This window comes from Acaryochloris sp. IP29b_bin.148 (genome assembly GCF_028285565.1).
Classification (GTDB): Bacteria; Cyanobacteriota; Cyanobacteriia; order Thermosynechococcales; family Thermosynechococcaceae; genus Acaryochloris.
This window is the reverse complement of record NZ_JANQOY010000197.1, coordinates 1-5,145: the sequence shown is the minus strand read 5'-3', so window position 1 is coordinate 5,145 and position 5,145 is coordinate 1. Positions and strand designations below refer to the sequence as shown.

At 50.6% G+C, this 5,145-nt stretch carries 6 protein-coding genes; all 6 read right to left on the bottom strand.

All coding sequences use genetic code 11. The features are described 5' to 3' along the window. Positions 1 to 300, bottom strand: a 300-nt coding sequence (locus Q0986_RS17495) for a cation transporter (protein WP_299413439.1), incomplete at its 3' end; no start/stop codon positions are given. Between the two features lie 18 nt (positions 301 to 318). Next, positions 319 to 1,596, bottom strand: a complete 1,278-nt coding sequence (locus tag Q0986_RS17490; protein WP_299413436.1) for a DNA methyltransferase — start codon at positions 1,594 to 1,596, stop codon at positions 319 to 321. Further along, on the bottom strand, positions 1,596 to 2,390 hold the full coding sequence (locus Q0986_RS17485) for an SDR family oxidoreductase (protein ID WP_366918618.1): 795 nt from the start codon (positions 2,388 to 2,390) through the stop codon (positions 1,596 to 1,598). The genes Q0986_RS17490 and Q0986_RS17485 overlap by 1 nt, the downstream gene beginning before the upstream one ends. Before the next feature lie 91 nt (positions 2,391 to 2,481). Continuing rightward, positions 2,482 to 3,153 carry a histidine phosphatase family protein gene (locus tag Q0986_RS17480; protein ID WP_299413431.1) on the bottom strand — a complete coding sequence of 224 codons (672 nt, stop codon included), beginning with the start codon at positions 3,151 to 3,153 and terminating at the stop codon, positions 2,482 to 2,484. A gap of 164 nt (positions 3,154 to 3,317) precedes the next feature. Then, positions 3,318 to 4,643: an aminotransferase class I/II-fold pyridoxal phosphate-dependent enzyme gene (locus Q0986_RS17475; RefSeq protein WP_299413428.1), complete on the bottom strand. Its 1,326-nt coding sequence runs from the start codon at positions 4,641 to 4,643 to the stop codon at positions 3,318 to 3,320. Beyond that, positions 4,636 to 5,091, bottom strand: coding sequence for an acyl carrier protein (locus tag Q0986_RS17470; protein ID WP_299413425.1), 456 nt, complete (start codon positions 5,089 to 5,091; stop codon positions 4,636 to 4,638). Before Q0986_RS17470 ends, Q0986_RS17475 begins: the two co-directional genes overlap by 8 nt. Between the last annotated feature and the right edge of the window lie 54 nt (positions 5,092 to 5,145).

The following is a 5,145-nucleotide window of genomic DNA, read 5'->3' as shown; positions in this document are numbered from 1 at the left end:
ACTAACCGATAGAACGATAATGCCTTTAATCGTATTGATAAAGGGTTCAAAACCGTAATAACCAAACTGGTAGCGCCGACTGGGGCCTTCCTGAATTAAAGCTGCCACTTTGAGACTAACAAAGCTCATGGTCATGGTCATTAGGGAATAAAACCCGTCCAGCAAGATAGCGCCAGAATGGGTATACAGTCCAAATACCCCACCCAGAACGGCAAAAACAGCGGACCCCATGATCGAAAGGGTTAAGGCCCACTGTTCTTGAGACCCCTGATCGGTTTGGGTTGTGGTCGTAGCTATCATGTCACGGTCCATCTGTGATTAGCGAGAGGACAGCCGCTGATATCCAGGCCATTCCAGCACAACGACTTCTTCTCGCAATTGTTCGCCCGTGACACTGGATAAACGAGTTCGAAATAGCTCTACGTCCCGGACTGTATAGCCTAGTTCGTCGGCAATGGCCGCCAACAGCTCTCCAGTGCGAATTAAAACCTGAAGAAAAGAGGCTTGATCACCCACCACATAGGCTAGTTGGGCTCCCGGCTTCAAAAGAGGGCGCAAATTCGCAAAATGGCGCTTCATGCCCCCAAAGTAGAGGGAGGTAACCCTATGATATAACTTCTCAAACCCCGAATCCTTGCCCAATTCTAGGCGACGGCCCTCGATGGCAGCAGCAAGTTGAGTGACTTGCGGTGTTTGGGCCACCCATAAATCGTCCCGATCCGCCGCAAAAGCGTTGCGGGTATTGGAGCGAAGCAGCGACTGTTTATAGGATTTAAGGTCGGCAGGATCCTGGAGGAACCCGAGCAGCACCGACTCTAACCGGGTGGTGCGGGTGTAGTCTTTTTCATTGGGGTAGGGGGGAGAGGTGATTACCGCGTCAATGGATTCGGGTGCAATCACGCGGGTTAACTCCCTCGCATCCTGGCGATAACAAGGGGTCGGAGGCGGCAGACCTTGAACCGATTCTAAATCTGCTGTCATAGTTTGTACCTGTTGATGCCAAGCAGACAAGACCGGGGCATCCTGTTTTCGCCGTCGACTAATACTCACTTCTGGGGCAAATCGGAGGTTGCTAGCGGTGTGCACGCTGGTGTGGGCAAGGGCGAGCTGGAGGAGAGGTCGTATTTGCAGATCGGTCTCAGCATCGATCGCATCCCGCAAGACCAGACATTTATGGAGGGGTAGATCGCCAATGGAGTTCTTGAGCAGCAGCGATCGCGCTTCAGGCGCCAGTGCTTTTAGGTGGGCTGTATTTTTAGGTGTAATGTCGGTGGAGAGGCGATCGCAAATCCGTTCTGCTGCTGCTCGCACTTGATCCGGGTCAACGGTCCAGGTGGTTTTGGTCCGCGAGGCAAACCAGGACATGGGCGTTGCTTCGGTGCCAACGGCAGGAATACCCTGCTTCTTGGCTTCCACAATTGTTGTCCCGGTGCCGCAAAAGGGATCTAGAAGCGTGCTATTCGCCGTTAAGCCGAATTGATCAATATAGGTGCGAACTAAATGGGGCGGAAAGGACAAAATAAAGCGATACCAATCATGAAAACTGCGATCGCTCTCCTGCAGGCGGTTCAGGTCTTTGGGATTAGAAGCGTCCATTAAGAGGATTGCGATCGAGTCTGAGTGACAATCCGATCAAAATACCAGTTCAGCCCTGGGGCCAAAACGCTGTGTAGCTTGGCCAATAATCCCATTTCTAAACCAGGGGCCACCACAAACTGTTGGTTTTTAATCCCTTTGACAATCTCTTGAGCCACATCCTCTGGTTGCCACATTTCCGCAGAGGCCGTGATATTTTTTGTCTCTGGGGGTTTGGTTTTATTCTCCGCTACCAGTTGAGGTGTATCCGTATCGGGGGGATAGACAATCGACAAGCCAATCCCAGTCCCTTTCAGTTCTCCCCGCAAAGATTCGGCCAACCCCCGTAGCGCAAACTTGCTAGGGCTGTAGGGAGTATAGCCAAATATGCCCACCAGTCCAGCTCCTGACGAAATCAGCACAATATGTCCCTGCTGACGCTCCGCCATTAGCGGTAAAACCGCTTTGATCGCATACAAGGTGCCAAAGTAGTTGACCGCCATGGTTTCCTCAAAAATATCTAGGGAAACGTCTTGAAAATAGCCTGGACGGGCCATGCCTGCGGCGGTGATTAAAATATCGGGTGGTCCCAATTGGTCCGTGGCGGTTTGGATGGCTTGGGTTAAGGCTTCTCTCTCCGCCACATCGGCAGCGAGCGCTAGCACGCGTTGAACTTCGGTCTGTGTAGCCTTGATTTCTTGAGCCGCCCTCTCTAGCTGGCTGGGGGTGCGGGCAATCAGGGTGATATTGGCCCCCAGACTCGCCAGTCGGCAAGCGGTGGCTTTACCAATGCCACTCGATCCACCTGTAATCATGACATGGTGATGCTTAAAGTCCGTCTGCTGGCTCAAGTATGGTCCTCAACGATAGAAATCAATCCTGAGCAATCAATCCTGGAAGGTCCTCCTAGCGATGAACCATCTGTCGTAACAGATAATTCCATATCTCCGGAATGGGATGGCGAGGCTGACTCAGATAGGAGGTGTCCCCCGTAAAAGCCATGTCCCATTCTCCCTGTTTATGGACCAGTTTGGTTAACCCACAGGTGGGGAAGCGAACGGGAGGGTGTTGTTCGACTAATCCCCAAACAGCCCCCTTGCCAATCAATTCATGGGTGACAATCAGCAACGGTCCCGAGAAGGCATTTACCAAGTGCTGCATCGCTTGCCCTGCCCGGTCAAGCGCCTCAGCTTCCGTTTCTGGAAATAGGGGGATAATTTGGCTGTCATAGTGTCGATTAATTTGAGGAAAGCGATCAGCCATTTCATCTAGAGGCAAAGGATCAGGGCGACGCTTAAACAGCTTGGAACTCATATGTTCCCCCAGTCCCGCTTCGAGTTGGATAGGCAAATCAAGCGCCGTTGCTGTATGGGCAGCGGTAACGACAGTTCGCAAAAAAGGAGAAGCGACGATATGCTCAATTGCTTCTGATTGCAGACGTTCAGCCAGGTCTTGAGCCTCCACCACCCCAGCAGTTGAAAGTCCTGGATCATGAGGACGGTCTGCCTGTTTGCGCCAGCCTAAATCCGCATAATCCTGTCGATGGCCATGCCGTGCGATCCAAACCACTTCAGCCATGTTGGTGACCTCGATGAGCGCTCTTTTGTTACTCTAGCAGCGAAATAATGCGTGAGCGTGATTGCTCGGGGTTCTATCGCTCAGAAAACAGAGACGCATCCCAGAGACGATTATGATTTTTTAGAGTTCAGAGTTCCGCTGCTACTTAGCCTCAATGGAGAGCGTTAGGCAGGAATTTCAGTCTCTATATGCGCTAGAGCAGCGGCAAGGGTATCTACCGTTTGGCGAATTTGCGCTTCCGTATGGGTGCTGCTCAGGAAAAAGCGGAGTCTAGCCTCGTTTTGGGGCACCACGGGGAACGTCATCGGCTGAACATTAATGCCTTGGTGAAACAGCTGCTGCGATAGGTGGAGTGCTTTGAGGGTCTCTCCCACCATCACCGGAATCACCGCTGAACCATGACTGGTGCCAGTATTCAATCCTTTCTCTTTGGCCAAATCGAGAAACAACTGAGCTCGGGCATGGAGCTGCGCTACGCGTTCGGGCTCTTGCTTTAGAACTTGCAGCGCCGCCAAAGACGCAGCTGTATTGGCAGGGGTAATGCCAATGCTATAGATAAAGCCGGGTGCGGTGCATTTGAGGTATTCAATCAGGGACTGGGAACCGGCAATATACCCGCCACAGCTGGCAAAGGACTTACTGAGGGTGCCCATCCAAATATCAACGGTTTTGGGGTCAAGGCCGAAATGCTCGCTAATGCCCTGGCCATGTTCACCCAATACACCAATCGAGTGGGCTTCATCCACCATCAAAAAAGCTTTGTGGCGTTCTTTCAGTTCAATAAACTTGGGTAAATCAGGAATATCGCCATCGGCGCTGTAGACCCCTTCAATCACCACCAGAACTCGCTGATAGCGCTGACGATGCTGCTTTAAGAGCCTTTCTAGATCGGCTACATCATTGTGGGTAAAGGACATGGCCCGAGCGCCCGACAGCATACAGCCAAGGAAAATACTGTTGTGGCTATAGGCATCGTAAAGAATCAGGTCATTACGACCAAATAGATGTCCAATGGTTGTGACGTTGGTACCGTGACCCGCGACGTAGAGAACGGCGTCATCTACACCAATAAAGTCTGCAATTCCTTGCTCAAGTTCGAGGTGTAAGGGTTTCTCTCCAGAAACGGGGCGGCTGGCTGATACCGACGTGCCATAGCGATCAATGGCCTGTTTAGCTGCATCTGAAACCGTTGGATGTCCGGCTAGCCCTAAATAGTTGTAGCTGGAAAAGTTGATCAGCTCTTTGCCATCAATACAGGTTGTATCCCGAGCAATCCCTTCGTGAACGGAGAAATAAGGGTTGCGGATATCATTTGCCTGCAGTTGGGCCTGCTGTTCTTTGAGCTGAAGATATTCAGGATAGAGATCGAAACGATAGTGTTCGGGAGGAATCTCTGGTTCGGCATCTGCTTTCTGTTGCAATAATTCTGCCAGCAATTCACGCTTTTCTTCTGCGGAGAGATGATCCAGGGAATTAGACGAATTACTCATGGGCAACATTATGCTCTGACAACATTGAGTTCAGCAGGCCATCCACTTCGTCGTCACTCAAAACATCTAATTTTGATAGGAGTTGATCGGCATCTGCGGGTAGGGCTGACGTTGAGGTTGAACTGCCCTCATTATCAGCTACTAGGTGCTCTGATAATTCACGAATATTGGAATAATCTAAAACCAACATGGGATCCAAACGGCGGCCGAGAAAATGCTCCAGTTCACCTGAGATATTAACGACCTCTACAGAATTCATTCCGTAGTCAATAAAATCCACATCGATATCAATCTCTTCTGGACTCATTTCCAGAGAGGTTGCCAAGTGTTTGATTAACCAGGCTTGGATATCTGTCACCGTAAGAGAGGTTTGTGGCGCTGAAACAGCTTCTTGAGATTGGGTTTCAGCCACAGCGACCGTGCTCTGATAATTTTCCTGGATTGGCATATTGTTTTTACTCTAATTGCTTAAACAACAGGTTAAACCGAATTGTGAATTTAA